At 51.4% G+C, this 25,544-nt stretch carries 23 protein-coding genes; 12 read left to right on the plus strand and 11 right to left on the minus strand.

Features of this window, described 5'->3' with window-relative positions; translation table 11 throughout:
• Positions 1–298 precede the first annotated feature (298 nt).
• Together BCF53_RS16205 and BCF53_RS16210 are read right to left on the minus strand one after the other, a co-directional pair.
• Positions 299–1,273, minus strand: coding sequence for a calcium/sodium antiporter (locus BCF53_RS16205; protein WP_132703269.1), 975 nt, complete (start codon positions 1,271–1,273; stop codon positions 299–301).
• 215 nt (positions 1,274–1,488) lie between these two features.
• Complete coding sequence (locus tag BCF53_RS16210) at positions 1,489–1,836, minus strand: DUF3316 domain-containing protein (protein ID WP_132703271.1); 348 nt, start codon at positions 1,834–1,836, stop codon at positions 1,489–1,491.
• 505 nt (positions 1,837–2,341) lie between these two features.
• Here BCF53_RS16210 and msuE point away from each other — a divergent pair.
• The gene (gene msuE / locus BCF53_RS16215; RefSeq protein ID WP_132703273.1) at positions 2,342–2,881 is read left to right on the plus strand and encodes an FMN reductase; all 540 of its coding nucleotides are present in this window, start codon (positions 2,342–2,344) and stop codon (positions 2,879–2,881) included.
• 48 nt (positions 2,882–2,929) lie between these two features.
• Here the strand turns inward: msuE and BCF53_RS16220 are convergent, their stop codons facing one another.
• From BCF53_RS16220 to BCF53_RS16235, 4 genes are all read right to left on the minus strand, one after another.
• Positions 2,930–3,292: a hypothetical protein gene (locus tag BCF53_RS16220; protein WP_132703275.1), complete on the minus strand. Its 363-nt coding sequence runs from the start codon at positions 3,290–3,292 to the stop codon at positions 2,930–2,932.
• Positions 3,293–3,403: 111 nt separating this feature from the next.
• On the minus strand, positions 3,404–4,318 hold the full coding sequence (gene puuE / locus BCF53_RS16225; RefSeq protein WP_132703277.1) for an allantoinase PuuE: 915 nt from the start codon (positions 4,316–4,318) through the stop codon (positions 3,404–3,406).
• 108 nt (positions 4,319–4,426) lie between these two features.
• Positions 4,427–5,434 carry a CobW family GTP-binding protein gene (locus BCF53_RS16230; RefSeq protein WP_132703279.1) on the minus strand — a complete coding sequence of 336 codons (1,008 nt, stop codon included), beginning with the start codon at positions 5,432–5,434 and terminating at the stop codon, positions 4,427–4,429.
• Between the two features lie 248 nt (positions 5,435–5,682).
• On the minus strand, positions 5,683–6,570 hold the full coding sequence (locus BCF53_RS16235) for a LysR family transcriptional regulator (RefSeq protein ID WP_132703281.1): 888 nt from the start codon (positions 6,568–6,570) through the stop codon (positions 5,683–5,685).
• A 115-nt stretch (positions 6,571–6,685) separates the two neighbouring features.
• Here BCF53_RS16235 and BCF53_RS16240 point away from each other — a divergent pair, with 115 nt between their 5' ends.
• Positions 6,686–7,423 (plus strand): SDR family oxidoreductase, encoded by a 738-nt coding sequence (locus BCF53_RS16240; RefSeq protein WP_132703283.1) that lies wholly within the window; start codon positions 6,686–6,688, stop codon positions 7,421–7,423.
• A 68-nt stretch (positions 7,424–7,491) separates the two neighbouring features.
• Positions 7,492–7,992 carry a GNAT family N-acetyltransferase gene (locus BCF53_RS16245; protein WP_132703285.1) on the plus strand — a complete coding sequence of 167 codons (501 nt, stop codon included), beginning with the start codon at positions 7,492–7,494 and terminating at the stop codon, positions 7,990–7,992.
• A 16-nt stretch (positions 7,993–8,008) separates the two neighbouring features.
• Here BCF53_RS16245 and BCF53_RS16250 read toward each other — a convergent pair whose 3' ends face one another.
• From BCF53_RS16250 to BCF53_RS16260, 3 genes are read right to left on the minus strand one after another with little or no spacing between them, the layout of a single operon-like run.
• Positions 8,009–8,812, minus strand: a complete 804-nt coding sequence (locus tag BCF53_RS16250; protein ID WP_132703287.1) for an ABC transporter permease — start codon at positions 8,810–8,812, stop codon at positions 8,009–8,011.
• 3 nt (positions 8,813–8,815) lie between these two features.
• Positions 8,816–9,622 (minus strand): ABC transporter permease, encoded by an 807-nt coding sequence (locus BCF53_RS16255; RefSeq protein WP_132703289.1) that lies wholly within the window; start codon positions 9,620–9,622, stop codon positions 8,816–8,818.
• The gene (locus BCF53_RS16260) at positions 9,606–10,589 is read right to left on the minus strand and encodes an ABC transporter ATP-binding protein (RefSeq protein WP_132703291.1); all 984 of its coding nucleotides are present in this window, start codon (positions 10,587–10,589) and stop codon (positions 9,606–9,608) included. The genes BCF53_RS16255 and BCF53_RS16260 overlap by 17 nt, the downstream gene beginning before the upstream one ends.
• Before the next feature lie 242 nt (positions 10,590–10,831).
• Between BCF53_RS16260 and BCF53_RS16265 the strand changes: the two genes are divergently transcribed.
• From BCF53_RS16265 to BCF53_RS16290, 6 genes are all read left to right on the plus strand, one after another.
• A complete protein-coding gene (locus BCF53_RS16265) occupies positions 10,832–12,040 on the plus strand; it encodes a M48 family metallopeptidase (protein WP_132703293.1) in 1,209 nt (402 codons plus the stop codon).
• The gene (locus tag BCF53_RS16270) at positions 12,033–12,740 is read left to right on the plus strand and encodes a TIGR00266 family protein (protein ID WP_243645851.1); all 708 of its coding nucleotides are present in this window, start codon (positions 12,033–12,035) and stop codon (positions 12,738–12,740) included. The genes BCF53_RS16265 and BCF53_RS16270 overlap by 8 nt, the downstream gene beginning before the upstream one ends.
• Positions 12,741–12,755: 15 nt before the next feature.
• On the plus strand, positions 12,756–13,439 hold the full coding sequence (locus BCF53_RS16275) for a TIGR00266 family protein (protein WP_132703297.1): 684 nt from the start codon (positions 12,756–12,758) through the stop codon (positions 13,437–13,439).
• Positions 13,440–13,451: 12 nt separating this feature from the next.
• Positions 13,452–14,456 carry a TIGR00266 family protein gene (locus BCF53_RS16280; protein WP_132703299.1) on the plus strand — a complete coding sequence of 335 codons (1,005 nt, stop codon included), beginning with the start codon at positions 13,452–13,454 and terminating at the stop codon, positions 14,454–14,456.
• 307 nt (positions 14,457–14,763) lie between these two features.
• Positions 14,764–15,147: a PAS domain-containing protein gene (locus BCF53_RS16285; RefSeq protein WP_132703301.1), complete on the plus strand. Its 384-nt coding sequence runs from the start codon at positions 14,764–14,766 to the stop codon at positions 15,145–15,147.
• Between the two features lie 196 nt (positions 15,148–15,343).
• Positions 15,344–18,484, plus strand: coding sequence for a DUF748 domain-containing protein (locus BCF53_RS16290; RefSeq protein WP_165901953.1), 3,141 nt, complete (start codon positions 15,344–15,346; stop codon positions 18,482–18,484).
• A 14-nt stretch (positions 18,485–18,498) separates the two neighbouring features.
• Here the strand turns inward: BCF53_RS16290 and BCF53_RS16295 are convergent, their stop codons facing one another.
• Positions 18,499–21,714, minus strand: a complete 3,216-nt coding sequence (locus tag BCF53_RS16295) for a transporter substrate-binding domain-containing protein (RefSeq protein WP_165901954.1) — start codon at positions 21,712–21,714, stop codon at positions 18,499–18,501.
• A 181-nt stretch (positions 21,715–21,895) separates the two neighbouring features.
• Between BCF53_RS16295 and BCF53_RS16300 the strand changes: the two genes are divergently transcribed.
• The 3 genes from BCF53_RS16300 to BCF53_RS16310 all read left to right on the plus strand — a co-directional run bounded on the left by BCF53_RS16300 (position 21,896) and on the right by BCF53_RS16310 (position 24,462).
• Complete coding sequence (locus BCF53_RS16300; RefSeq protein WP_132703307.1) at positions 21,896–22,744, plus strand: DNA ligase; 849 nt, start codon at positions 21,896–21,898, stop codon at positions 22,742–22,744.
• A gap of 76 nt (positions 22,745–22,820) precedes the next feature.
• Positions 22,821–23,717: an SDR family oxidoreductase gene (locus tag BCF53_RS16305; RefSeq protein ID WP_165901955.1), complete on the plus strand. Its 897-nt coding sequence runs from the start codon at positions 22,821–22,823 to the stop codon at positions 23,715–23,717.
• Between the two features lie 76 nt (positions 23,718–23,793).
• Entirely contained in the window at positions 23,794–24,462 is a 669-nt protein-coding gene (locus BCF53_RS16310) for a flagellar brake protein (RefSeq protein ID WP_132703311.1), read from the plus strand.
• Here BCF53_RS16310 and BCF53_RS16315 read toward each other — a convergent pair.
• Positions 24,459–25,427: a polyprenyl synthetase family protein gene (locus tag BCF53_RS16315; protein ID WP_132703313.1), complete on the minus strand. Its 969-nt coding sequence runs from the start codon at positions 25,425–25,427 to the stop codon at positions 24,459–24,461. The genes BCF53_RS16310 and BCF53_RS16315 overlap by 4 nt on opposite strands.
• Positions 25,428–25,544 lie beyond the last annotated feature (117 nt).

The following is a 25,544-nucleotide window of genomic DNA, read 5'->3' on the forward strand; positions in this document are numbered from 1 at the left end:
GGTCGTTATCAGAAATATGTAGTGGCGATGATGTTCTCATGCGGCCATTGTACTACAATCTTTTTAATTACTTAACTTTCCGCATGGCCCACTAGCCTATCCCACAAAAAATAAAGCCAGGCCGAGCCTAACGCTGAAACGTCGCCCTGCGCGGTCACACAAAGGACCTTCAAATATCTGACCAATTGCCATGACAAAAAAGTAAATGCTCACGGTAACGGTAATGGCAACTACAAAAACGACGATGCCACCACTAAGGTTGTATATGCAACAAAATTCAGATCCATTAAGAACACCTCTACGCCGAAAGCGCTGTTCTAATCAGCCAGGCGCTATAGCCAATATAAACCAGAACCAGTAGGGCACCTTCAGCCCGGTTAATTCGCCCGTGGCGCCCTCTGAAACCGTAGCCCAGCAAAAATAGTGACAGGGTTAATAGCCCCATGACAGCCATATCCCGTGAAAGGGTTTCCGGAGCAACCGCATAGGGGTGAATCGCACCGGAAATACCGACAACGGCCAGCGTATTGAACAGGTTAGAGCCCAGCACGTTGCCCAGTGCAATATCGTGCTCTCCCTTGCGTGCAGCGATCACTGAAGAGGCCATTTCCGGCAGCGATGTGCCCACGGCAATAATGGTTAAACCGATGATCATATCGCTAACACCAAGCTGCTGAGCAATGCTAACGGCGCCCCATACCAGTATGCGGGAGGAAACGATGAGCGCTACCAGGCCAGCAATTAGCCAGAAGAGCGCGGTTTTCAGCGGCATCGGGCTTTGAGCCGTTTCAGCTTCTATCTCAATGGCCAAAGGGTCGCTCTTTTGCTGCAGACCCTGAACGATGGTCCAGGCCATTAAACCGCAGAACACCAGCAGCAACGCCAGTGCATCCAGCTGAGATAATTCAAGATCTGCCAACAGCGCAATACTGCCGACCGTGATCAGCATCAGTATCGGCAGCTCTTTGCGCAGAATTGATGAATGAACGATGATCGGGCTGATCAACGCCGTGACCCCGAGTATCAGTGCAATATTGGCGATGTTAGAGCCGTAGGCATTACCCAGTGCTATGCCAGGGTTACCGCCCAGCGCGGCCAATACCGAAACCACGATTTCCGGTGCCGAGGTGCCAAAGCCCACAATCAGCATGCCTATTAACAGGGGCGGCATCCCGAAAGTCCGTGCCGTGGCGGTTGCGCCTTCTACAAAGCGATCTGCACTCCAAACCAAAAGCCCAAGGCCTGCGATTAATGCAGTAAATGCCCATACCATTGTTGAAAGACCTTATTCAAAGTGAACCTTTACAGGCGGCCGGGACGGCCGATTTCTGTGACGGAATTTGAACGTAAAACCGTTGGTTTACAAGAGGGGCAGGGAAATAAAAAAGTAAGAGTCTGTGAGCGGGGAGTAGGGAGCAGTTATAGGATCACGGCTCCTGCAAGGCTCTTAGTCGAGGTTTGCTGGAGCTGTGAGTATTTAGGTGTCAATTAGTCGTTTTTGTTAGTTTCATAGTGGAAGTCTACATCGACTGTTGCACGGTAAACGATGTTGTTACGGCCCAGTGCGAACTCTTCTACGGTCACTTCGGCATCGTCCAGAGCGATATCGCGTACCACACCTTCACCGTAAAGCTTCAGAGTTTGTTTCAGCTCGCCTTTAGATGCTGAATCTACCTGGTCAATAACATCGAAACCTGCGTTGTAAGCTTCAGCGGCAGTGCTGTAGGAATCTGTGTAAAGCGTCGTACTTTGGGTTTTAACAGTACCGGCAGTTGCAGCGGCGCTGATAAGAAGAGCGGCAGTTAAAGCAGTAGAGAATTGAGCAATCTTTTTCATGGTTAAATCCTTAATGTGACTAACGTCATATCTGTTTGTTTAGTGATGATTAAACAGCGCTGATCAATGTGTTGAATTGAGTTCAGTTGCTGCCTCATCGGGACCACTAAAGAATGCGTCTGCTACCGCTTAACCACCAGTAAAACAATATTAATCGTTATTTTTTGGTATTTATTGAGTTGCCTGAGGCACTTTTGGTCATCTGGGGGGATGACCCACTCTACACAGATCTAATGGCTGTCAGCCATCTGAATACGGGGTCTCCGGGGGAGTTTCGAGCATGTGTTTAAAATCGGAATTTATGTTTTTTTATAAGTTTATGAGCCAAAATTTAGAATCGCTGATAAGTTTTGATAGAAACTTTAGGCTGATTCGCTGGAAATTCTCATTGAATAGAGCTCGAATGATTCGTTGAAAATAATTTAGGCTCATGTCGCCTCAGATTATGCTCCGTTTGGGTGGCATATTTTCTGCAAATTAGCCCGGTTCACAGAGGAGAAATTTAATGTCAAAACTGAAAGTCGTCATCCTGAATGGCAGTATGCAGCAACCTTCACGCACCCATGTGCTGTGTCAGGCCTTGTTTGACGAGCTTGCGGAACACCTGCCCGGCGCCGATTTGCATTGGGTAGAAATCTCACAAATTGGCCGCTCTTTGGGCGCTTGCCTACAACGCCAGGAACTGCCGCGTGAAATTGAGGCGGATTTACAGGCCATCGAAAATGCCGATTTGCTGATTGCTGCCAGCCCGGTTTACCGCGCAACCTTTACCGGTCTATTCAAGCACCTGGTCGATTTCTTGGGTATGACCGCGCTGGTCAACAAGCCGGTTCTGTTAGCGGCGACCGGTGGCAGCCCGCTGCACGGCCTGATGCTGGATCACCAAATGCGCCCGCTGTTTGCGATGATGCAGGCGCTGACCCTGCCGATTGGCGTTTATGCTACCGAGTCGGATTTTTCTGGCGATTACGAGTTAGCCAGCAGCGCGGCAAAAGACAGAGTGAAATTGGCGGTGGAAATGGCGCTGCCGAACATTTCGCGCTAAGGGCAGGGCTGCCGGCTGTGTGGCAGCACAGAGCATCTGGAATAAGAATTAGGATTCAAGGCCGAGGTAATGAGCAATTTCAAACATATCCGGCCTGCCTTCTTCATAACCGAAATAGCAGACATCCTGATAGGCTTCGCCTTCAATCTGGCCGACCACAAATTCACACTGGTGCGTTTTTGCCAGTGAGTACAGAAAGTTCAGCGGTTCTTTCAGCTTCTGTGTTTTGGAGATGCTGATCTCATAACCCACTTCATAATCACGCTGCGTTCTCGACGGTGTTTCCGTTTCAATGCCTCTGAGCACCGTTGTTACCGTGGTTTTCGGCTCGGCCCAGGCGGCCAGCTCTTTATGGATGGCACTGAAGAGATCTTCAATTTCGTCGTGTTCTGCAAAAAAGTAAACGTTCAATGGTGGGCCCTGAATTGTTGGAATTAAGTGTGGCTCATAATTATAGCGCGGTCGTGACAGGCCGGGTATCGGCCTTGTCACTGCAAATGCCGCGTCACTGAGCTGTGCTCGTCAGCCCTTGCTGACAGGCGGGAAATTCCGGTGCCAATGCTCAGCAATATCAATACGCCGGCAAAGCCAGACATCATCAAAGCCTTTCACATAATCGAGGAAGCGCTTCAGCGCCATGGCTCGTCCGGGTCGGCCAACCAGCCGGCAATGCAGGCCAATGCTGAGCATCTTAGGTGTATCCGCGCCTTCTTCACGCAGAAAATCCACGCTGTCTTTCAGGTAGTTAAAGAACTGGTCGCCGGCATTAAAGCCTTGCGGTGTGGCAAAGCGCATGTCGTTGCTGTCCAGCGTATAGGGGATGGTTAGCAATGGTTCGTCGAAGTCGTAGCACCAGTAGGGCAGATCGTCGGCGTAGGAATCGGCGTGGTATTTAAAGCCGCCTGCTTCTGCAACAAGTTGACGGGTGTAGGGGCTGTCTCTTCCGGTATACCAGCCCAGTGGCCGGCTGCCGGTGACCCGTTCATGAATGGCGATGGCTTCTTGCATCAGGGCGCGTTCCTGCTCGATGGGCATATCCTGATAGTGCAGCCACTTCAGGCCGTGGCTGGCGACCTCCCAGTCGGCATCCAGCATGGCTTGTACCGCATCCGGGTTGCGTTCTAACGCTTTGGCCACGCCATAAACAGTTACAGGAATGTCGCGTTCGGTGAACAGCCGGTGCAAGCGCCAGAACCCCGCGCGGCTGCCGTATTCGTAGATTGATTCCATGCTCATGTGGCGCTGGCCCTCATAGGCCTCGGCACCGACGATCTCAGAAAGGAACTTTTCAGAGGCGGCGTCGCCATCGAGTACGCAGTTTTCGCCACCCTCTTCATAATTGATGACGAATTGCACGGCCAGCTTTGCGCCATTAGGCCATTGCGGGTCGGGTGGGTTTGCGCCGTAGCCGATAAAGTCGCGGGTGTTTTTGCTCATCATTCAGTACCGTGAGTAACAGAGGGAATAGCAGTTATCTAATCACCCACGGCTGTGATGTACAAACCCGGGGGGTTAAATCGGGCTCGTATTTCTGTAGGAGGCTGGCTATTCAATGAGGCAGGTGAGCAGCTCTTCTTCCCAGTATTCAGATTCTTCATCGCTGATAATTTCAATACGGCTTTCAGAATATTCATCGAGCGCTGTTTCGGTAATACCATCCCGGGTTTTGTTGTAGCTGTAAATGCCTTCCGTGGTGATAAAGACCGCCTTTAAGCGTTCAACATCCGGGCTGGCGACGAACTGACGAACCTTAAATAAACTGAAGTGTTTTTCAGGCGTAAAACGCCAGCCGATGCTGACATAGCCTTCACCTTCATTGACGGCTTTGATGAAGCCGGATTCGGGGAATTTCTTTTCACTGGCCAACGGGCGCGGGTCTGCGTGGTGATGATGGTGAGCGTGGTGATTCACAATCGGCGAGCGGGTGCTGCCCTGAAGCTGTTCAGGCTCAATAACACCAAATTCGCCAAAGATGACCTCGGTGCCGGCAGCGGCTTTTTTGGCAACGTATTCGATCAGCTGTTGCTTGTCTTCAGGTTGGTATAAATCGGCCTTATTGCCCAGCACAATATCGGCAATCGCTATCTGCTGATTAAAGGTTGTGTTGGTGGTGTAGCGCGCGTCAGCAAGCCTGCGGGCATCGACCAGGGTTAAGGTTTTTTGAATATCCAGAATGCCCTGATAGTGTTCGTCGGATAAAACCTGCAACACTTCCTTGGGGTGACCTAAGCCGGTGGGCTCAATTAACAGGCGGTCGGGCCGGGCCTTTTTCAGCAATTCGTTGAGGGCTATTTGCATGGGTAAACCAGCGGCGCAGCACATGCAGCCACCGGGGACTTCGGAAATGAAAATACCGTTCGCCTCGGTTGCCTGCCCCTTCATAATGGAGCCATCTACACCGATTTCACCGAACTCATTAACCAGCACGGCCCAGCTTTCTTGCCCGGGTTTATTCTTCAGCAGGTTTAATATGGCCGTAGTTTTACCCACACCCAGAAAGCCTGTAATGATGTTGGTAGGCACTTGCGAAAGTGGTGCAGCTGTGTGATTCATTTAAACATACCCTTATCTGGTGAGGTGCCGGCGGGTTCACTCTGTGTGCAGGCGCGGTTAGTTTGCTCAGGTCTTATTAATAGGTCCGCTTTTCATGGCTTCAATGGTTGAATCGCAATGCGCGCCCGTAGCGGGTATTTCCACGCTGTTTAAAGATTGCCATGTTGCCCAACCAGTATTTTAGCTCTTATTAATCCGTATTCAGCGTAAATATCCAGGGGCTTAATCTCTGCAGCTTTTGCTGGTGGTTAAACTGCCGAAAACCGCTCAACCAGCCAGTCAACAAACACGCGCGTACGCGATGAAAGCTGTCGGTTGTGGGTCATCAGCGCCGAAACCGGCATCGGCGGTGGTGGTGTTTGCGGCAGTATTTCCAGCAGCTGTTTCTGCTGCAGCTGCTGCTCTATGCGGTAGCGCGGAACCTGAATAATGCCCAGGCCAGCCAGTGCCGCACCGGTGTACAGGTCGGCGCCGTTCACAATCAGGCTGGCGGGTAGGGTGACTTCGGTGAGTTGCTGATTCACCCGGAAATCGAGAGTTGTCTGTTCGCCGTTGCCGTGCGGGTTATAGGCGATGGCGCGGTGGTTCGCGAGTTGCTCAAGAGTTTTCGGTGTGCCGTTGGTTTCAAGGTAATCCGGGCTTGCCACCGTTACCTGGGGCATGTACGCCAATGGCCGGGCGATGAGGGTGGAATCGTGCAGGGTGCCGGCACGCAGTACACAATCGACGCCTTCGCGCACTAAGTCGATGAGCCGGTCGTCTTCTCCGATGTGCAGGCGAATGTTGGGGTAGCGGCGGGTAAAGTCCCCAAGGTAGGGGGTGACAAAGTGACTGGCCAGCGTGCCCTGCAGGTTGACCCGCAACAAGCCACTCGGGTTCTTTTCCAGAAAGGTGCGCTCGGTGTCTTCCACGTCGCTGAGTATCTGCAAACAGCGCCGGTAAAAATATTGGCCTTCCTGCGTTACCCGCACCTGCCGGGTGGTGCGCTCAAGCAGGCGGCAGTTCAGCCGGGCTTCGAGGCGCTTGATCATGTTGGTCACGGTTGCCCGGGGCATCTGCAGGTCATCAGCGGCCAGCGTAAAACTGCTGCGCTCTGCGACCCGCACAAACACCTGCATTTCCTGAAAACGATCCATGCTTGGCCTATTGTTGTTGAAAATGAAACAGTGATGATTACTTTATCGTAATTATTAATGATTAGTGAAATATTAATCTGGCCTTCCATCAATCAATCCTCTGTAAGGAAGGCTTATGAATAACGCAAAACCTGTGGCAATTGTGACCGGTGCATCACGCGGTATAGGGGCAGAAATAGCGCTGCGCCTGGCGAATGATGGCTACGCGGTGGTTGTGAACTATCAAACCAACAGCCAGCAAGCAGAACAGCTGGTGGCCGAGATTATCCGCAAGGATGGCCTGGCGTTGGCTGTACAGGCGGATGTATCTAGCCTGCCGGATGTAAAGCGGCTGTTTGAAGAAACCAAAGCGCGCCTGGGCCGCATCGACGTTCTGATCAATAATGCGGGTGTTTTGCAGGTAGTGCCGTTTGCGCAAACGTCGGCAGAGCAACTGGCGCGTACCTTTGAGATAAACACCTACGGCAGCTTTTTAACCATGCAGCAGGCCGGTGAGTATCTGCAAACGGGCGGGCGTATTATCAATGTTTCCAGTACCACACTGGCGTTGAACATGCCGGGTTACGCCCTGTACAACGGCTCTAAAGCCGCGGTGGAAGCCTTTACCCGGGTGCTCGCCAAGGAATTACGCGGCAAGGAAATTACCGTCAATGCAGTCGCCCCCGGACCCGTGGCGACGGAATTATTCCTGAAGGGTAAAACCGAGGAGCAGATTGCCCAGTTTGCCAAAATGCCTCCGCTGGAGCGATTGGGCCAACCCGAGGATATTGCGAATGTGGTGGCCTTTTTATGTTCCGAGCAGGGCGGTTGGGTGAATGGCCAGGTGCTCAGGGCGAATGGCGGGATTGGTTAAATAATCAGCCGCTGGACAAGCGAAGGTCAGCGCGTGTCTAATCTGGTCTGAATAACAGAGAGGCCGTAATGAAGCTAACGATTCGAATGGTACAGACTTCAGATGCTCAGGGTATCTTGGATATCATTAATCCTATAATTGAAGATGGGTGCTATACGGTCTTAGACCAACCCTTTACCTTGCAACAGGAAGTTGATTTCATTGATGGCTTTGATGAACGCGGGGTATTCAACATTGGTATCGATGAAAGCAGGGGTGTGATTGCTGGTTTCCAGAATGTTGAACCTTTTGCCGCCTTTACAAGTGCATTTGATCATGTCGGTATTATAGGTACCTTTGTCAGCAGAAATTACCGGCGGAAAGGTGTTGCTAGCCAATTGTTTGAAGAAACATTTAGCAGCGCCAGATTAAATGGTTATGAAAAACTGTTTGCGTACGTCAGGTCAGACAACCCCAATGCTCTTGCAATATACGAAAAGCATGGATTTAAAACTATTGGCACGGCTAAAAAACAGGCAAAAGTAAACGGTCATTATATAGATGAAGTGTTTATTGAAAAACTTCTCTAGGGCATTCGCCCCCGTTTTAATTCCCGGTACTTTTATAAAACTGCAGGCTGTAACGCCAGTACAGCATGGCCAAGCCAAACAGTGCAAAGCCAACCGCTGGGGCGATGTACATATACAAGGCCGGGAACTCTGCCATATCTGTTTTATGCAGTAAAAACTGCGATGGAAAGTAATTTACGAAGGCAAATGGCACGATGTATATCAGCAGGATTTTTATTGAAGCGTGGAAAATACTGATCGGGTAGCCGGCAAACTTTCGGGTATTCCAGTACAAAATTTGGCGCAGGTTTGAAACGCTGATAAAGGTAAAACTCAATGATGCCATCAGCAGGAAAATGGCGGCCTGAATAAGGACGCCGCCGATGATCGCCAGCGCGCAGTACGTAATATTTATTGCGCTCCAGCTAACGTTTACCTGAAATGCAGAATAGAGGAACAGTAACAGACCTAAACTGCCGTGGCCGATGGCCGCAAACCAATCAACCTTTGCCACAATAATCTGGAAAATAAGACCGCGCGGCCGCAACAGGTAGCGGTCGAATGAGCCGATTCTGACCAGCCCTTCAAAATCGCGCAGGCCGGTAAAAAACAGTATGAACAAGCCATAGGTGAAGAAAATATAGCTGTACAGAAACAGCAGCTCGTACATTTCCCAGCCGTTAATTGAACCAAAGCGCAACAGCATAAAATAGATGACGGCAATGGTAGCGCCCTCGCGCAGAAATACGGCAAGCGACACCAGAATAGCGTTCAGCTTGTACTGAAAGCGTTCTTTGATTGTCAGTACAGAGTAGTGTTTAAACAGACTCAACCATTCCATTATTCAGCCTCCCTGAACGACGATACGCTGTTTACCCATAGACCACAGCAGGTGACTGATGCCCAACATGGCGATAATCCAGAGCAGTTGCTGGGTAAAGTAGATGCCGGCTTCGGCCGGAGGAATGTCGCCCAGATACAGCCGGGTGGGAATAAAGTAAATAGCGCCAAAGGGGGTGTAGCTGACAAAGCTGGCTATTTTTTCCGGCAAAAACCAGATGGGGATGACGGCACCGGAAAGTACGGTGATCAGCACATTTTTAATGGTGGACAGGCTCCAGACATTCATGACCCAGAACGATAAAAACTGCACAATGGAACTGAGCATCCACAATACGCCAAAGCCCAGTGAAATGCTGATTAAAAACAGCAAAAACGGCAGCACACCCGCGGGTGGAAGAACATCGGTTGCGAGGCTGAAGATGATAACCGCCGGTAAGAAGTTCGATAATATCCGGAAGGTAATTTCACCCAGTGCCTCAGCCAGTAATTGCAGGCGGAAGCTGACCGGCTTCAGCAGCGTAAAAGAAATAGAGCCATCCTTAATCAGCTTAGAAACCGCCTGGTCATTAATAAAGTATGCATTCGATAAGCCCTGGCCGATGACAATGGTGGTAATGACCATGGGCAGGCTGATGCCTTCAACGCTGGCATTGCCGCCGTAGAGTGTTTGCCAGATCAGGCAGGCGATAAACAACTGAATGCAGGTGTTCAGCAAACCCAGAACGTAGTCGAATTTATACACCAGCTTGCTTAGAAAAATGGTTTTGGTGTACATCAGGTACACGCTAAAATTAAATTCCTTTTTCATAAATTTCCCGAATAATTTGCTCAATACCCTGCTCGGTAATGCTGATGTCTAAAACGGCATGCTCTGCCAGCAGCGCCTGCACCAGGTCTTTCACGGCGACCTGGTCACTGGAGAAAGAAAACTCAATCACGTGGTTTGGCTTGAGTTTTTGGCTGACGCCGGGAATGCTGTATACGCAGGCAGGGGATTCAAACTGAACAATCAGCTTTTTTTCGTTACCGAACGTGCTTTTTATACCCTCAACGGTACCGTCATAAAGTTTTCGGCCCTTGTCGATAATGATCAGCCGTTGGCAAACCTGTTCAATATCCTGCATATCGTGGGTTGTGAAGATAACGGTCACCTGCATCTCACGATTGAGGTAGCGGACAAACTCGCGGATTTTTTCTTTCGCCACCACATCCAGGCCAATGGTAGGCTCATCAAAGAACACCAGCTCGGGCTTATGCAGCAGCGAGGCGGCGATATCTGCACGCATTCTTTGGCCTAAAGAAAGTTGACGAACGGGTTGTTCGATAAAGCCCGACATATCCAGAATGTCGGTGAACTGCTCGAGTGTCTGGTTAAATTGCTGATCGGGTATCTGATAGATTTTTTGCAGTAAATAGAAGCTATCGAGCACGGGTAAATCCCACGACAGCTGAGACTTCTGCCCAAAAACGGCGCCTATTTTCGCGACATACTGCTTACGGTCTTTTTGCGGGTGAACCCCTAATGCCGTAATAGAACCCTCGGTTGGGGCCAGAATGCCGGTCAGCATCTTGATGGTCGTGGATTTGCCCGCGCCGTTAGCACCAATAAAACCAACAGCATCGCCGCGGTTAATGCGGAAGCTGATGTCAGAAACCGCCTGCTTGTATTCAAATTTCGGAACAATCAGGTTTGCCATATGGCCGAGAAACCCCTTCGGCCGCTTATTGATTTTAAACTCTTTCTTCAGGGCGCTGCATTCAATGACCGTATCCATTGTCTCGCCATATCCCTATTGTCAATTTGAGCAGGGAATGGTAACCCGAACGCAATTAGAAAATTTGATTCGGGTCACTGGCAGCTAAGACAAAAAACGACAGCGCTACACGAAAACTGCACAATACGTCGCAAAATCGGTATAAGATAGCCGCAATTAAAGGCGCCTTGCTACACTCAATTTTAGCGCTGTTAGAACAGCGGCGAATTAGAACCCGTCGTATCAGGGGTGTTACCAGAAATATGACTAAAGATTTAACAGTGCTTGCTGCTCAGAGCAGCTACGACTGTCATGCGTTTCACGAAAGCCTGAAAGGCGGTAAGTCGTCAGGCACTCTGGCCATCAGTGCCTCCGGTTTAAAATTCAACATTCAGGGCAAAACCGTCAGCCTTCCCTTTGAACGCCTGGAAATAAAGATGGGCGGTGCCAGCAACCGGCTGGTGTTCTTCAGTCATCCGGCCTTTCCCGACTGGTCTTTCTACAGCAGCGATCGCAAGGTTTTAAAAGACCCTCAGTTAAAACAGCACAATGCGCTGGCGCGGCATGTGAAGCGTGCAACCAACGTGCGTAAAAAGGCTTGGGCGGTTTTCTGGGCAGTCTGTTTATTAATTATTGCCATACCGGCGTTGCTGCTGCTTCGCATGGACATTCTCACGAAATACGTTGCCGCCAAAATACCTGCGCAATGGGAGGAAAGCCTGGGTGAGTCTGCTATGGCTCAGTACCGTATTGGGCAGCAGCTTATGCCTGAAGACGAGGCAAACGAGATTTTACAGCCGCTGCTGGAACCCTTAATGGCGAACCTCGCTTCTGATCGCTATCAGTATGAGTTTCACATCGTCAACGACAGCAGTGTTAATGCCTTTGCCTTGCCGGGCGGCCAGGTGGTGATTAATTCTGCATTGATATTAACGGCGGAGTCGGCTCCGGAATTGCTGGGTGTGGTCGCGCATGAAATCAGCCATGTGCAGGAACAGCATGGCGTGCGCAATGTCATCGGCAGTGCCGGTACTTTTCTGGTGGTCTCGGCACTGGTAGGCGATGCCAGTGGTTTAATCGCCACGCTCAGTGGTGCAGCCCCATTGCTGCTTAATCAGAGTTACTCGCGTCGCTTTGAAACCGAGGCCGATGTGAAAGGCTTCGGGCTGCTGGTCGATGCCAATATTGACCCACAGGGTTTAACCAATTTTTTCGAGCGGCTAATGCTTGAAGAGCAAAAACAATTAGAGAGCATCGACAACGAAGATGCCCGTAATGCACTGGAAGCCGTAACGGCGCTTTTATCAACGCACCCGACAAACGATGCACGTATTCAACGGTTGAATAAGTTAACCGCAGAGCTGGCATCAAACAGAGAGTTTTTGGATTTATCCAGGGAGTTTAGTCAACTGCAATCACTGGTTAAGCAGTTTGTAACTGAAAACAATGAAGAGGAATTGTTGCGTGAATAGTGAGCAAGAAGATCTGCACGAAGTTGCCCTTAAAGGACACCTATCCGGCAAAATTCGTGGTTCTCAGGCTTTTTCTTATGTCGATATCGATTTAGAGCCTGGCGAGTCACTGACAACGGAAACCGATGCTATGTCGAGCATGGATGCCGATGTTGATTTAACGGCAGCCTTTAATGGCGGTTTTTTCAGTGGTCTGGCGCGTAAGTTTTTTGGTGGTGAATCGCTGTTTATCAGTCGTTTTACCAACAATACCGATCAGTCGCGTCGCGTTACCTTTGTGCAACCAAACCCGGGGGAAATACGCTGTAAAACCCTGAACGATGAAACACTCTATTTGCAGCCGGGGGCTTATCTGGCATCCAGCGACGGTGTGAAGCTGGGGCTTTCCTGGGCGGGGTTCATTTCATTTATTTCACGCGAAGGCCTGTTCCGGTTGAAGGTCAGCGGCACGGGTGATGTGTTTTATGGCGCCTATGGCGCGTTACTGGAAAAGGAAGTAGACGGTGAGTACATCGTCGATACCAGTCACTTGGTTGCCTACGAACCGGGCGTCAGCCTGAAGCTGCAACTGGCCGGCGGCCTTTTTTCCAGCTTCTTCGGCGGCGAAGGCCTGGTCACACGAGTTGAGGGGCAGGGCAAAATTGTTGTGCAATCGCGCAGTATTTCCGGCCTGGCGGGTTGGTTAAACCCGAAGTTCTGATAAAGGATTGAACGCATGAATATTGAATTGTTACATCGCCCCGGAAACACCGCTGCCAAGGTTACCCTGCAGCCGGGCGAAACCTGTACGGCCGAGTCCGGAGCCATGATCGCCATGAGCGGTCACATGGAAATTACCACCACGACCCATAAGAAAAAATCCGGCAGCTTGTTGAAGGCTGTAAAACGCGTTTTTTCCGGTGAGTCGATTTTTCTTAACCACTTTGAGCCAACAGATAAACCGGGAGAGGTGTTCTTCGGTACCGATCTGGCCGGCGATATGATCGATTTAACGCTCGATAACGAAAACCTGATTGTGCAGAGCGGCTCTTTTCTGGCCTGTGAAGATTCCATCGATATCGGCTTTGGCTGGCAGGGTTTTAAAACCTTGTTTTCTGGTGAACGGGTGTTTTGGCTAAACCTGAAGGGTTCCGGAAAGGTGGTGCTTTCCTCATTTGGCGCTATCTACCCGGTTGAGGTGGATGGTGAATACATTGTCGATGGTGGTCATATCGTAGCCTTTAATGAAACGCTCGATTTCAGCATCAGTAAAGCCGGTAAGAGTTGGATTCACTCCTTCCTTGGCGGTGAAGGTCTAGTGTGTAAATTCAAAGGTAAGGGCACGGTCTGGTGCCAGTCTCATAATCCGGGCAGCTTCGGACCGTTGCTTACCCCTAACTTACGTGCTCGCAAAGCCTAAAGGAGAACAGCAATGACAACGGAAACTTGCGATATCGTACTCAGCGGTAAGTTAGTGAATGGAGCGGATAAAGACCAGGTACAGCAAAAACTGGGTACCTTGTTTAAAACCACCGAAGCAAAGATTGCAGAGCTGTTCACGCGTGCGCCAGTGGCGATTAAAAAATCGGTTGATGTCAGCACCGCTCAGAAGTATCAGCGCGCAATTGAAAAGGCCGGTGCTGAATGCGTTTTGAAAACACAGCAGCCCCCGGTTGCCAAAGAACAGCAGGAACCCTCATTGAGCCTGGTTCCGATGCCGGAGCAACAAGCCGAAAAAGTCGAGCCAACGGGGGTGCAGAAACCGAAGAAGCCGGGTTATGACTTTGAAATTACCGGTCAGCCCGATTACAGCTTTTTAACGGTGCAGATCCCGGCAAACGAAACGCTCAAGGTGGAAGCCTCGGCCATGGCGACCATGGACACCAACATCGAGATGAAAACCAAGCTGAAGGGTGGCTTTGGTCGATTCCTCACCGGTGAAAGCCTGTTTATAAACGATTTCACCGCCGCCAACGGCCCGGGCGAAATTGGCATAGCACCGGGCGCTCCGGGAGATTTACTGCACCAGTATCTGGATGGCAATACCATCTATCTGCAGAACTCAGCGTACGTTGCCTCAACGGCCGACGTGACGGTTGAAAGCAAGTGGCAGGGCATGGTGAAGGGGTTCTTCTCCGGTGAAAGCTTGTTTTTAATTCGCTGCAGCGGCAAGGGTGACCTCTGGTTTAACACCTACGGTGCCATTATCGAGATCGACGTTGAAGACGACTATGTCGTTGATACCGGCAATATCGTTGCTTTCACCGAAGGGCTGGAATATACCATTCGCAAGGTTGGCGGTTATAAATCGCTGTTTTTCTCCGGCGAAGGGTTAGTGTGCCGCTTCAGTGGTAAAGGCAAGGTGTGGATTCAGACCCGCAGTGCTGCGGCCTTTGTTTCCTGGGCGCACTGGTTCCGCCCGGTTAAGCGTAAATAACCCACTATTTGATGCGGCCCGTGGCGTCTGTCACTGGCTGCGTTCTTTTCATGTTCAAATTCTGCCTTTCTATCCGGCTTAATTACCCGGCTCGAATCATCAATTACCCGAGTCATCAATAAATTGTCATTTGTCTGTTCACATCAGAACGCACAGAGCCACTGCCTGACCAATACTTATGGATGCCTGTCTGAATGGGTCAGTAGCATCTATAATTAAGTCATCATTATGATCAGGACGGCTGAGCGTTGTTCGACGACAATGGATGGCACTGATAGGGCTTTAAAGGATTGACCGGGAGGTTTACTTGATTACAGACAGAGAAAAACTCATGGAGACCCGCAGGCACTGCAAGGATCTAAAACATACCGAAATAGCAGTGCAATCGCTTGATTTCAGCGGGTCAATACTGGATGTCAGCCCGGCCTGGCTGGATGCGATGGGTTACCAGCGTGAAGAAGTCATTGGCCGGCATTTTTTTGAATTTCTGGATAAGCAATCGCTGATGAAGGTCGATAGTTGCTTTCCGCGGTTAAAAGACTTTGGCTATGTAGATGCCGTGCCGTTGGGGTTGATGCGTAAAGATAAGTCCGTACTCAAGGTTACCCTAACCGGCACCTCCCTTTATGGTCCAAACGGCACTTTTATTCGTACCTTTTGCGAGCTGACACCCGCTGCGAATGAACAATAGGCGTTGGATTTCGTACGGTGAGTGAATTCAGGCGTTCACTCTTTAAATCATCATATTTAACCGTTAGTCTGAGCCTTGGGTACTTCTGAACAGTTCACTTACGCAATGGCTCTGACTCATGTCTGCTCTCAGCCTGTTCAGGCAAAGCGTATTGTTCAGAGGAACCCTCGTTGCAGATTATCGTACTGGGGTTGTTATGAAACTTGTTAGATACCTGACCATTGGTCTTATTACCTTTGTTCTGGCGGTGTATTCGCTGGTTTGGTTGTTGTCGCCTGTTGCTGTGCGCATGGCCGCTAAAAAGCCTTTGGCAGAGTACGGTTTAACGCTCAGTTCCGATTCTGTGGTGCGCCTGAACCTCTTCAATTCTACGCTTTCCGTTCAGGATTTTGTGTTGCTGCACAACGAGGCACCCACCTATTCACTGGACTGGCTGCACGTTAAGTACAGCCTGCTGAAGCTGCTGGTGAAAGAGGTGCGCATTGAAAGCGTTGAGCTGGATGGCATGTCGCTGCTGGCAAGCAATAATCAGGGCGAAGTTACGGTTGCCGGTGTGGCTGTGCCGCAGGCAACGGAGCCGGCTGTTGGCGAGCCGGTAGCAGAACAGCCCGAAGCCGAAGAAGAGGCCGGCATGGCCGTTTCGGTTAACGTGCCTGAGGTGCTGTTGCAGAACCTGCGCTTAACCTTCGAGAACCTTGGCCATGCGCACGAGCTGAAGATTAATGAGCTGCGCATTACCGATACGCTGTTTAATGAAGGTGCCCTGAGCACTGCATTGCAGCTGGATGCCCAGCTTGATGGTATGGCCATCAACCTGAGTAATCGCCTGCAGCTTGATGAGCAGGATATTCAGGCACAGGTTAACCTGCAGCTGAGCAGCCTAACGCCAGAAAGCCTGCTGTACCTGTTACCGGAAAACATCGCAGCGCTGAACTTCAGCTCCGACCTTGAACTGAGCAGCGACATTCATTTCAGTGGAAACCGCCTGAACATCCGTAATACTGATTTGGCTGTTGCTCTAGCGCAGCTTGATTTGCAGGAGCAGCAGGTGAGTGCCGGGCTGGAGACCTTTGCCTTCTCGGTGTCGAACCTGGCCGCTGAATACCACCTTGATACTGCCTTCGCCAGCGCTAATGGTGAATCGGCGATTCAGCTGGCAGGGCTTGCGGCCGATATCACGGCAACCGGCAACCCGCAGCTGACGCTTGGTTCCTTCGACAGCGGAACCATCGCTTTTGATCTGGATAGCCAGAGCCTGGCCGAAACCCTGAAGCAATTCGACATGGAATCTTACCTGACTGCGCCAGCATCGACGGAAGCGGAGGACGAACCTGTTCCTGAAACGGCTGCCAGTGCAGCTGCGACCATTAAGCCGCTCTCCATCTCCCTGCCAAAGCTGCAGTTACAAAGCCTTGGCTTGAGCCTGGAAAACCAGGGGCAAGTGCATGAGGTGCAGGTTGATGACCTGCAGATTGCCGATACCCGGCTGAATAACGATACCTTCAGCACGGCGCTGACCCTTGCCGGGCAGTTAGATGCCATTCAGGTTGGTTTGAGTAACAGCATCAGTGTGAACGCCCAGGAAATGCAGGCGCTGGTCGATCTGAACCTGAGCAACATTACACCGGAAAGCTATGGCTATCTGTTACCCGGGAATATTACTGAGCTGGGTTTCAGCTCAGACGTTCAACTCAGCAGTGAAGTGAAGCTGAATGGCGGTGTGCTCAATATAGCGGGCGCTTCTGCGGCGTTGGCTTTATCTGCACTAAATGTTCAGGAGCAGCGGCTCAGCGCCGGTTTGCAGAGCCTTTCATTCTCGCTGAGCGATGTCGCGGCAGAGTATCAGCTGGAAACGCTTGTCGCGCAGGCAACGGGTGAAGCCTCAGTGCAGCTGGCAGGGCTGAATGCAGCTATGGCAGACAGCGGTGACACCCTGATAAAGGTGGGGTCGTTCGATAGCGGCACGGTAGCGTTCGATATCAACGATCAGGATTTCTCGGCGCAGTTAAACCAGCTGACGGTGGAATCTCTGCTGGCGTCACAGGTGATGTCGGTAGACGGCATGCCGGCCATGCTGGTGATGGATTCGATCAGTGTGAAGGATGTCGCCGCCAGTAATCAGGCGGTGAGCATTGCCACTGTTGAGCTGGGTGGAGGCCGTATATCGGTGATCCGCAATGCCGCCGGTGAACTGACCACGCTGGTGGATACCGCGGCCCTTAGCCCCGCAGAAAGCCTGCCGGGTGAAGAAACCGAGCCGGAGGTGGCTGAACAGCAGAATGCAGAAACCGAATCTGCAGCGCCCGCACCGGCCATTCAGCTGGGCCAAATCCTGTTAACGGTGCCTGTTAAGATCAGCATTGAAGATCAGAGCAACCGCACGCCTTTTGCGAAAGTCTTTGAGCTTCATAAGGCTGATATCCGCTCGGTTGACAGCCGTCAGCCGGAGCTAAAAACGACCTTCGATGTCGCCTTGAAAGACGCCGACTATTTCACCCTGCAAACCGATGGCTGGGTGCAGTTGTTTACACCAGAGATCAACCTTGCAATGACCGCAACCGCCCGGGAGTTTCCGATGAATGAGGTCGCGCCCTACCTGAAGGATACGCTCGGTTTCGAGGTGAAATCCGGTCAGTTGGATGCCGACATCACCGCCGAAGTGGTGGCCGACCAGCTCGACAGCGATGTATTGCTGTTGATGCGAGGCGCTAACTTTGCCGCCAGTGAAGCGTCGGATGAGGGCAGTAACTTCATTGGCCAAACGGCGATACCGCTGAATGTCGCGCTGAACATGCTGAAAGACGGCGACGGCAATATTGAACTGAAAATACCGGTGAACGGCGACATCAACGACCCGAGTTTTGGCTTGCAGCATGTGCTGGGGCTGGTCGTGAAAAAGGTTGTGCTGGCGCAGGCAAAGAATTACTTGCTGACCACCCTGGTCCCTTATGCAAAGGTGGTTTCGGTGGCCGTTGTCGCCGGTGAGCAGGCGCTGAAAGTCCGCTTTGAAGACCTGCCCTATGCCGAGAACCAGATTGAATTACTGGCGGAACAAACAGAGTTTGCAGATCAACTGGCAACGCTGATGACCGACAAGCCTGAGTTAACCGTTAATGTCTGTGCGGTAGCCATTGCCTCGGAATCTGTAGCCGCACCGACGGCTGAAAACCCTCAGTTGGTTCTGGATGCCTCGGCAGTGGCCTCGGCGCGTGCGCAAACCTTTAAGAGCTACCTGGTGAATAATTATGCCGTGGCCTCATCCCGGTTGTTGCTTTGTTCACCGGAAATCGACAACGGCAAAGAACCACAGTCCAGAATCAAGTTCTCTGTTCTGTAGCTGTCGGCGGGCTGTTACGACAGGATGGCCTTATTTTTACCGGTCGTTTTTGCCTGATAAAGCGCTGTGTCGGCCCGTTTGAATGCACTGGCAAAGGTATCACCCATCGTGAATTCGGTGATGCCTGCGCTGAAGCTGATGTGGCCGACCGTTTCAAAGTTCATCTGATCAACAAACTCTCTCAGGTTCTCAGCCATGGCCAGCGTCTGCTCGCCGGCGGAATGCGGACATATGATCAAAAACTCTTCGCCGCCCCAGCGGCCGACATAATCGGTGCTGCGGGAATTTTGTTTCAGTATGGTGGCGAGCTTTTCCAGCACCCTATCACCGGTGTCATGACCGTAGGTATCGTTGATGGTTTTAAAGTTGTCGATATCCAGCAGCGCGATGGAAAAGCTGACATTGTAGCGCTCAAAGGTAGAAACCTGCTCCGCGGTAATCTCTTCCAGTTTTTTGCGGTTATAGAGACCGGTCAGGTGATCTTTGACTGAGAGCTCTTCAATCTGCTTTTTATCGGTAATGTCTTCAAGAATGGTCCGGTAGCCGACCTTCACACCGTCTTTGTAGATGGCATTGATATAGGTATTGAAGTGAATCTTTTTCAACGCTTTCGAATGGGTATAGGCCTCGCCTGCCCAATGATCGTGCCTGTTTTCTGCGCGCTGTACGTTTTCGATAACCTTATCGCTGGCATCGTGATGGATAATCTCGGAGTGTGGCAGGTTGATCAGTTCTTCCATTGTATAGCCAGTAGTGCGGCAGAAGGCTTCGTTGGCAAAGCTGATGATGCCGGAGGAGTTGGTTTCCAGAATCAGTACGTACTGGTTGACCATCGACTGTTGCTCGGCAATGTCGATGTTGGCTTTTTCCAGCTTTTTATTAACCTTGCGAATAGAGCGGTTGTGGTACCCAAATACCAGAATGATCAGGGCAAAGATCAGTGAGATATAGATAACCCGTTTGTAGTCGGGCTCCTGGTGGTAGCGCACAGAAATCCATTTGTTGAGAATTTCCTGATGCTCTTCTGTGCTCATGCCGGCGATGGCTTTATTGAAAATGCTGTGCAGCAGGGGCTCATCGTTGCGAACACCCACGCCCAGGCTCCAGTTTTCATCAAACTTGCCGGTGATTTTTAATTCGCCGATGAAGCCCTGTTGAATCTGGTAGCCCAATGTGGGCAGGGTGCCAATAAAACCGAACAGCTCACCGGCATAGAGTTTCTCCAATCCTTCTGTCTCGTTGTTCACCTCAATAAGCTGAATGTTTGGGTATCGGTCTTTCAGCAGGCTGGTGTAGGCGTAGCCCTTTACGGTGCCGATTTTTTTGTCGGTTATTTGAGTAATGTCGTCGATAAAGGTTTCCGAGATATCGGTCGCTATCACCAGTGGTACGGTCAGGTAGGGGTCGGTAAACAGCAGATACTCTTCACGCTCCGGTGTGCTCATGACCATTGAAAATATATCGCACTGTCTGGATTTGCCAAGCTCGAGCGATTCTAGCCAGTTATCGGCCGGCACCATTTCAATGGGGATGTTCAGCCGGTTTTCGAACAACTTAAAGTAATCAGCAGACATGCCAATGTGTTTGCCGTTTTCGTTTTTCTCAAAAGGCATCCAGTCCGGATCGATGCACATGGATATCCGGCGTTTTTCGGTCAGGTAGTCCTGTTCTTCCCGGGTCAGCGCCAGCTGGTTAAGGCCCGGTCGAACATTCATCCAGTGGCTTTTAAGTTCGGATTGCTCACCATTGGTAACCGCGTTTTGCGCCTGCTCCAGAATAGACAGCAAAGTAGCGTTGCCTTCTTTTACGGCCATTTTCAGCTGACTGCTGCGGGTTGCCATCTCATCGCCCGATTCTACGGTTTTTAAATTGCTGAGCCAGCTTCGTTGGATGTGATACTCCAGCACCGGAAGAATGCCAAAAACAGCATCAGCCTCGCCGCTCACGACGGCACGCAGCGCATCCGGGGTGGAGCTTGCCAGGTAGAGTTTCTGGTTGGGGTATTCATCGGTGATAATACCCTGCAGGGTGGAGCCTTCGGTCACCGCCAGAACCTTGTCTGCCAAACTGGTCATCGAATGGATACTGTTCTCCGTTTTTTGAACAGCAAAGCCCGATTTAAAGTTAATGATATTGGTGGCGGAGTAGTTGAGCAGGGGCTTGCGGTCCTGATGCTCTGCTACCTGCGGTAGAATATCCAGTTCACCGTTATCGAGCATATCAAAGGCCTGACTCCAGTTTTCCGGCACGATGAACTCAACCTCGATACCCAGCTTACCGGCAATCATGCGCATGTAGTCTATAAAAAAGCCGGTGGGCCGCTCTTCCGAGATAAAGCTGAATGGCGGCAGATTGGGATAGGTCATGACCTTCAGTTGTGGATTATTAACCAGCCACTGCTGCTGCTCCTGGCTGAGCGTGATGCCGTTTCTTGTTGGCGGCAGTATGGCCGAATAGTAGAACCACTTGTTGTAGATCTGCTGCTTGACTTCATCGGGGATAGCCGCAAGGCCCTTGTTCATGATTGACAGGGCTTCCGGGAAGTCATTTCTGATTGAGAAGACCAGATCGAGCCGGCTGCCCGGAACGGTATCAAGAAGGATCAGCCCGGATTCCGATATACGGTTAGCGGCCAGTAATGCGGAATGGCTGCCGATGAGGGCATCTACCTGCTCATTCAGCAGGGCATGGGTCAGTGCCGGTGATGAACTGAACGGAACTGCGACTGTGCCGGCCAGGCTTTCAATGGTCTTCTGGGTGGCCAGATCACCGGCCTGATAACCAATGCGAATGCCCTGCAGGTTTTCCGCGGATTTCAGATTCTTCGGGTTCTTGCCGGAAACAATCAGGTGCTGATAACGGGTTATATAAGGCTCGGAAAAATTAAAGTATTGCCGGCGTGAGTCATGCACTGCGCTGGAGCTTAACCCGTCTATGTCAAAGTTCATGGCCTGCCTGAGCACGTTTTGCCAGGTTCCGGTCTGCAGTTGGAAGTTGGCTCCGGTCAGGGTGTTTACCTGCTGCAGAATTTCCACATCGTAGCCGGAAACAGAGCCGTCGGTATTGGTGACGACAAACGGCATCCAGTTGCTGTCGGAGCCCAGAGTGATCACCGGATGTTCGGCTAAAAATTGTTTTTCCTGGTCGGTCAGTTTCAGCTCCGCTGCGTGCAGGGCGTGAAGTGACACTAATAACCAGATTATTAGAGTATGGAGTAGCAGTTTGTACATCTTGGAATTCTGTCTTAGCTTGGCAGGCGTCATGTTCAGTATAGGCAGCTATTTGAAGGCTGATGTGCGCGCTGATCAATTTCCTTACTTTTAAGCCAGGCATGAGCGGCCTTGCCGGTGGTTTTCAGGGCGGGTCAATTAGCGTTATCATGCCGTTGTCTTTTTCAAAGGAGTGAACAAGATGCCCGCAATTTTCTGCGTTTTGCTGTTTTGCGTTTTGGTAACGCTACCCGTGGCCGTTGTGGCCGCCCAATCTGACCTGCCGTTAATGAAAGCCCGAGAGCTGACGACTGAAGTCGATATTCGGCAATTTTCCGTGTCTGAAAAATACGATGGTGTTCGTGCGCTGTGGACCGGCCAACATTTGCTGACCCGTTCCGGCCATGTCATCGCGGCACCAGAATGGCTGACCGCCGGCCTGCCGGAGGCTACGGCTGTGGAGGGTGAGTTATGGCTTGGGCGAGGCCGGTTTGATGAGGTTTCTGCGTTGGTGCGCCGTTATGACGCATCAGATGCTGGCTGGCAGCAGGTACGCTTTATGGTGTTTGATCTGCCCTACAGTACGCTGAATTATTCACAGCGCATGGCGCAACTGGAGCAATTGCAGCAGAGCTTTATCAGCCCGGCTCTGAAGTTGGTGCCGCGTTTTACGGTTGAGGATCAGGCGGCTCTCGATGCTGCCCTGGCTAAGGTTGTGGCCGACGGAGGCGAAGGCTTGATGCTCAATCGTGTGGATGCCCTGTATCAGCCGGTTCGCAGCGGTGCGATTCTGAAATATAAACCCGAGTACGATGCCGAGGCGGAAGTCGTTGGTTATTCACCCGGTCAGGGAAAGTATGCCGGCATGATGGGCTCGCTGATTGTGCGCGATGAGCTGGGCCGCAGCTTTAAAATAGGCACCGGCTTCACCGATGCAGAGCGGGCAAGCCCGCCGGCCATTGGTGAGCGGGTGAGTTATCAGTATTCCGGTTTTACCTCTTCCGGGCTGCCGAAGTTTCCGCGTTTTTTGCGTGTTTACCGCGAGATCTGATAAAAGCTTAATCTGAGATTTCGCTCAGCGCCGAAGGACTTTATACTGAGCGCAAATATCTGTTAGCGAGTTTTCAGTGATCGACATATCCCCAACCCTGGCTTTCTTGGTAATTGGTAGTGATGGTCAGGTTGGATCATCTCTGGTTGAATTATTGGCATCGCGCGCTATTCCTTATTACCCCTTAAGCAGCGAAGCGGCGTTTAATCACGAGCAACTCACCGCCTTTCTGCAGCAGCATGGGGACGTGCGTTTTATCGTCAATACGCTCTTTGAAGAACCGGCCGAAGGCCTGGAAACAGACTATGCGCAGTGGCATGCCGTTGCCGGCACACTGGCGGAGCACGCCCATGGCCATGACCAGATACTGTTGCAGCTGTCTTCTGCCATGGTTTATTCGGGCAATACCAGCCGGGCCTATAAGGAGTCTGATCTGCCGGATGCAACCTCCGACTTCGGGCGAGCGATGCAGCAGATTGAAAGTGCCACGGCAGAAATAAATCCTAAAACCATTAGCCTGCGTGTTGGCTGGCTGTTCAGTGATCAGGTCGGTAACTTTTTAACCTATCTGGTGGGTGCTGCCATCAGTCAGGAGACGCTGAGTTTTTCCGGCAAGCTTCGCGGTTGCCCGACAGACTCTCAGGCGGTCGCCAAGGTGATTTTGGCGATGGCCGAGCAATTGGATTGCGGTGTTGATGAGCCGCCGTTGTGGGGGATATATCACTACGTCGACAGCGACGCCTGCTCTATGCATACCTTCGCCAAGACGGTGATTACCGTGGTGAAATCGATGACCGAGGTGCGGGTGGAGACGATCGGTGAGGGTGACTCTCCGGAAATGATCGATGCCGTGCTCGAGCCTGAGAACTACGAGCTTAACTGCAAGAAAATTCTTTCGACCTTTGGTATTAAGCAGCGGCCCTGGCGCCGTTCTGTCCATGAGGTGCTGAAGAAGAAGTTTTCCAGCCACTGAGTGTGCATCGGCCTTAAGTTTTAGCATTTATGACCGATGAAACAGTCACTACTTAATTTAACAGGAACAACGCTTAATGGCTGCCGATGAACTAACCCGCTTGCGACTGGCCCCCGGCCTGGCTATGAACCTGGAGGTTTTGGGTGGCGACGGGCAGCGCCACAAGGGCGTTTTTCTGGGTATGATCTCCGGTCGCTCGGTGATGATGTCGACCCCCCTCGTCGGTGAAAACAGACCGCTGCTGCTGCGAAAAGATCAGCCGGTTGTCTGCCGTTTTTTTGATCAGAAGATAGCCTGTGCCTTCCGCAGCCAGGTATTGTACCTCTGTACTACGCCGATTCACTACCTGCACCTGGCCTGGCCGACGGATGTTGAAGTGGGTCATGTACGGGTGTCTGAGCGGGTGGTTGCGAATCTGCAAATGAATGTCGTCAATCAATCTGATATCAGCTGGGACAAAAGCCATGGTGCTATTGTCGATCTTTCTATCTCCGGTGCCCGGCTCGAAACCGTGGAGCCGGTTGGCAATATAGGCGATAAGATCGTGCTGTCGGGCAGGGTTGTTGTTGGCCATGTCGCCCGCTTGGTAACCATTGAGGCCACCCTGCGCGCCGAGCTGGATAAGTTTGAACTTTCAAACAGCACGGCGGCGTACGGCATAGAATTCAATTACATTTCAGATGTCGACTTCCTGGCATTGAAGGCATTCGTCAATGGCCAGTTGGTCAAGGGCGCAGCGCGTTAGCTGCGTCTTTCTACGGCGATATCCGCCAGGCTGAGCAGGGCTTCTTTGTATTTGTTGTCGGCAAAGCCCTGTAAGGCATCTTTGGCAATTTGTGCATGTTTTTGCGCCAGAGCTTCCACATATTCAATCGATTCGTTGTTTTTAAGGATGGCCTGGACGGCTTCCAGCTGATCCAGACTGCCTTTGCGGATACAGCTGCGAATCAGTTTGGCGTCGTCATCGCTGCCATGCTCCATTGCATGAATCAACGGCAGGGTTGGCTTGCCCTCGGCCAGATCGTCGCCGACATTTTTGCCCAGAGCCTCGGCGTCTCCGCTGTAATCCAGCACGTCATCGATCAGCTGGAATGCCAGGCCGAGATTCAGGCCATAAGCCGCCAGTGCTTCAATCTGTTCAGCGGAGCAGCCGGAGATAATGCCAGAGGTTTTGGCGGAAGCCTCGAACAGGATCGCCGTTTTGCCGGTGATCACATCCATATACTGGGCTTCAGTGGTATTCGGGTTTTTCACGTTCATCAGCTGCAGGACTTCACCTTCAGCGATTTTTCGGGTGGTGCTTGCCAGGCTGTTCATGACCTCCAGATTGGCGATCTTCACCAGCAGTTCGAAAGAACGGGCGTATAGAAAGTCGCCGACCAGAACGCTGGGTGCATTGCCCCACTTTGCGTTGGCTGTCTGACGGCCACGGCGCATGTCGGAGGTATCTACTACATCATCGTGCAGCAGGGTCGCGGTGTGCAGGAACTCGATCACCGTGGCCAGTTCACAGTGGGTTTCGCTGGTCTGGCCGTTCATGCCGGCGGTCAGCAGCACCAGGGTGGGGCGCATACGCTTGCCACCGCTGGAGATGATATACTCCGCCACCTTCTCCACCATGGGGACGTGCGAGGCTAATTGCTGGTAAATGATGTTGTTGACGGTGTCGAAGTCGTCGGAAACTGTCTGAAATACGGCTTTTGAGTCCATTTTTATAGGGTTCTGTGATTGGCTATTCTGTGGATGCTAGGGAGCACTCTATTTGCTGTCAAGATGGTTAAAAAAACGGCTTGCATAGAACTGGTTGAGTCCGTATTATCTGCGCCC

The organism is Reinekea marinisedimentorum (assembly GCF_004341165.1).
GTDB classification, from domain to species: domain Bacteria; phylum Pseudomonadota; class Gammaproteobacteria; order Pseudomonadales; family Natronospirillaceae; genus Reinekea; species Reinekea marinisedimentorum.

Bases quoted from the DNA above. Each gene is read 5' to 3' on its own strand.
- BCF53_RS16205 (WP_132703269.1), bottom strand. From the start codon at position 1,273: ATGGTATGGGCATTTACTGCATTAATCGCAGGCCTTGGGCTTTTGGTT.
- BCF53_RS16210 (WP_132703271.1), bottom strand. From the start codon at position 1,836: ATGAAAAAGATTGCTCAATTCTCTACTGCTTTAACTGCCGCTCTTCTT.
- msuE (WP_132703273.1), top strand. From the start codon at position 2,342: ATGTCAAAACTGAAAGTCGTCATCCTGAATGGCAGTATGCAGCAACCT.
- puuE (WP_132703277.1), bottom strand. From the start codon at position 4,318: ATGAGCAAAAACACCCGCGACTTTATCGGCTACGGCGCAAACCCACCC.
- BCF53_RS16230 (WP_132703279.1), bottom strand. From the start codon at position 5,434: ATGAATCACACAGCTGCACCACTTTCGCAAGTGCCTACCAACATCATT.
- BCF53_RS16235 (WP_132703281.1), bottom strand. From the start codon at position 6,570: ATGGATCGTTTTCAGGAAATGCAGGTGTTTGTGCGGGTCGCAGAGCGC.
- BCF53_RS16240 (WP_132703283.1), top strand. From the start codon at position 6,686: ATGAATAACGCAAAACCTGTGGCAATTGTGACCGGTGCATCACGCGGT.
- BCF53_RS16245 (WP_132703285.1), top strand. From the start codon at position 7,492: ATGAAGCTAACGATTCGAATGGTACAGACTTCAGATGCTCAGGGTATC.
- BCF53_RS16250 (WP_132703287.1), bottom strand. From the start codon at position 8,812: ATGGAATGGTTGAGTCTGTTTAAACACTACTCTGTACTGACAATCAAA.
- BCF53_RS16255 (WP_132703289.1), bottom strand. From the start codon at position 9,622: ATGAAAAAGGAATTTAATTTTAGCGTGTACCTGATGTACACCAAAACC.
- BCF53_RS16260 (WP_132703291.1), bottom strand. From the start codon at position 10,589: ATGGATACGGTCATTGAATGCAGCGCCCTGAAGAAAGAGTTTAAAATC.
- BCF53_RS16265 (WP_132703293.1), top strand. From the start codon at position 10,832: ATGACTAAAGATTTAACAGTGCTTGCTGCTCAGAGCAGCTACGACTGT.
- BCF53_RS16275 (WP_132703297.1), top strand. From the start codon at position 12,756: ATGAATATTGAATTGTTACATCGCCCCGGAAACACCGCTGCCAAGGTT.
- BCF53_RS16280 (WP_132703299.1), top strand. From the start codon at position 13,452: ATGACAACGGAAACTTGCGATATCGTACTCAGCGGTAAGTTAGTGAAT.
- BCF53_RS16290 (WP_165901953.1), top strand. From the start codon at position 15,344: ATGAAACTTGTTAGATACCTGACCATTGGTCTTATTACCTTTGTTCTG.
- BCF53_RS16295 (WP_165901954.1), bottom strand. From the start codon at position 21,714: ATGTACAAACTGCTACTCCATACTCTAATAATCTGGTTATTAGTGTCA.
- BCF53_RS16300 (WP_132703307.1), top strand. From the start codon at position 21,896: ATGCCCGCAATTTTCTGCGTTTTGCTGTTTTGCGTTTTGGTAACGCTA.
- BCF53_RS16310 (WP_132703311.1), top strand. From the start codon at position 23,794: ATGGCTGCCGATGAACTAACCCGCTTGCGACTGGCCCCCGGCCTGGCT.
- BCF53_RS16315 (WP_132703313.1), bottom strand. From the start codon at position 25,427: ATGGACTCAAAAGCCGTATTTCAGACAGTTTCCGACGACTTCGACACC.